Genomic DNA, 2,479 nt, shown 5'->3' on the forward strand with positions numbered 1-2,479 from the left:
AGATCTCGAGGCGATCGGAACCCTGTGCATCCGGTGTGTAGTCGATCACGAAATGACAACGGGGGCCTCCTCACCCCGAGGTTCCCAGGCGGAATCGATACCATGACAACGGCACGACGAAGTGTCTTGCCGGCGTCGGCAGCCGCCCCGGCTTCCTCACCTACGGCCTCCTGGCCGCGTTCATCATCGGCAGCGTCTAACCGCTGTGGTGGTCGGTCGTGGTCGCCAGCGGCACGAACGCGACGCGAGGTGAGACGCTCCCGCTGATCCCCGGCGGCAACTTCCTCGCCAATGCGGCTCGGGTGTTCGACGCGATCCCGTTCTGGCTCGCCCTCGGCAACTCGTTCCTCATCTCGGGCCTCATCACGCTCTCGGTCGTGACGTTCTCGACGCTCGCGGGCTACGCCTTCGCGAAGCTGCGCTTCAAGGGCCGCGACGGACTGATGATCTTCGTGATCGCGACCATGGCGATCCCGACGCAGCTGGGCATCATCCCGTTGTTCATGCTGATGCGCGAGCTCGGCTGGACCGGATCGATCGGTGCGGTCATCGTTCCGACGCTGGTCACCGCGTTCGACGTGTTCTTCATGCGGCAGTATCTGGTCGACGTCATCCCGGACGAGCTGATCGAGGCCGCGAGGATGGACGGGGCGAACCAGTTCCGCACCTTCCTGACCGTCGGGCTCCCCGCCGCCCGGCTGGCCATGGCGATCCTCGGACTCTTCACGTTCATGACCGCGTGGACCGACTACCTGTGGCCGCTCATCGTGCTCTCCCCGCAGAACCCGACCCTGCAGACGGCGCTCAGCCAGCTGCAGTCCGGGTACTACATCGACTACTCGATCGTGCTCGCCGGCGCGGTGCTTGCGACCCTCCCGCTGCTCGTGCTCTTCGTGGTCGCCGGGCGCCAGCTGGTCAGTGGCATCATGGCGGGCGCGGTGAAAGGATGACCCCTATGACCCGCTCCTTCCCCGAGAACTTCCTGTTCGGCGCCGCCACCGCCGCCTACCAGATCGAAGGGGCGGCGTTCGAGGACGGGCGCACCGCATCCATCTGGGATGCCTTCTCGCGTGAGCCGGGTGCCGTGATCGGTGCGGAGAACGGCGATGTGGCCTGCGATCACTATCACCGCTACCCGCAGGACGTGGCGCTCATGAAGCAGCTCGGCCTGCAGACGTATCGTTTCTCGACGTCGTGGTCGCGGGTGCGCCCCGACGGCGGAGCGGTGAACGCGGCCGGTGTCGACTTCTACGAGCGCCTGGTCGACGAACTGCTCAGCGCCGACATCCTGCCCTGGCTGACGCTGTACCACTGGGACATGCCGCAGGCGCTGCAGGAGGCGGGTGGCTGGACCAATCGCGACACCGTCGACCGGTTCCTGGAGTACGCCGGCACCATGCACGATGCTCTCGGCGATCGCGTGAACGTGTGGACCACGCTGAACGAGCCGTGGTGCTCATCGTTCCTCTCCTACACCGCCGGCGAGCACGCACCGGGGCACACCAGCATCGCCGAAGGTCTGCTCGCCTCGCACCACCTGCTGCTCGCGCACGGCAGGACGGTGCAGGAGCTCCGTCGCCGTGATGCCTCGCTCAACCTCGGCATCACCCTGAACCACACGGTCGCTGACCCCGCCGATCCGCAGAACCCGGCCGATGTCGACGCGGCCCGGCGCGTGGACGGACAGTTCAACCGCTGGTTCCTCGACCCGATCTACCGCGGCAGCTACCCGGCCGACATCGTCGACGACATCCGCGCGGTCGATGCCGAGGCTGCCGCACGGTTCGAGGCGGCGGTGCATGACGGCGACCTCGAGACGATCTCGCAGCACATCGACACGCAAGGGGTGAACTACTACCACGGCGACCTCGTCTCGGGCACGGCGCCGGTCGAAGGGCCCGTCTCCGCGGAGCCAGAGACCGAACGAGTGCGGCGCAGCCCCTATCCGTCGAGCGACGACATCCACGCGGTCGAGCGGGGCCTGCCGCGCACGGCGCAGAACTGGGAGGTGCAGCCCGAGGGCCTCACCCGGGTGCTGCAGCGCGTCTGGACCGAGTACGCCGAGCCCGCGGGCACCGTGCTCTACATGACCGAGAACGGCGCGGCCTACGACGACGTCGTGGTGGTCGAAGACGGCGAGACGCGCGTGCACGATGCCGATCGCACCGAGTTCCTGCGACTGCACCTCGGTGCGGTGCTCGACGCCGCGGAGGCGGGCGTAGACGTGCGCGGCTACTTCTACTGGTCGTTGTTCGACAACTTCGAGTGGGCGTGGGGCTACGACAAGCGCTTCGGCATCGTCCGCGTCGACTACGACACCCAGGAGCGCACCCTCAAGGACTCGGGGCTGGCTCGGCGGACAGTTCCTCAAGACCACGAACCCGACCGTCGTCGCTCAGCACAAGGCGAAGGTGTACTCGCAGGCGTCCGTCGGTGCTCCGCCCATGTCGGTTCCGCACCTCGACACCCGCGTCGTCGA

At 67.3% G+C, this 2,479-nt stretch carries 3 pseudogenes; all 3 read left to right on the plus strand.

What is annotated here, in order from left to right:
- Positions 1–125 precede the first annotated feature (125 nt).
- A pseudogene (locus KZA10_RS12270) lies at positions 126–950 on the plus strand (carbohydrate ABC transporter permease); the annotation flags it as partial.
- A gap of 5 nt (positions 951–955) precedes the next feature.
- Positions 956–2,350 (plus strand): annotated as a pseudogene (locus tag KZA10_RS12275) (GH1 family beta-glucosidase); the annotation flags it as partial.
- A gap of 1 nt (position 2,351) precedes the next feature.
- Positions 2,352–2,479, plus strand: a pseudogene (locus tag KZA10_RS18530) (malate:quinone oxidoreductase); the annotation flags it as partial.

It is taken from the genome of Microbacterium sp. BF1, assembly GCF_019279095.1.
Lineage (GTDB): Bacteria > Actinomycetota > Actinomycetes > Actinomycetales > Microbacteriaceae > Microbacterium > Microbacterium maritypicum.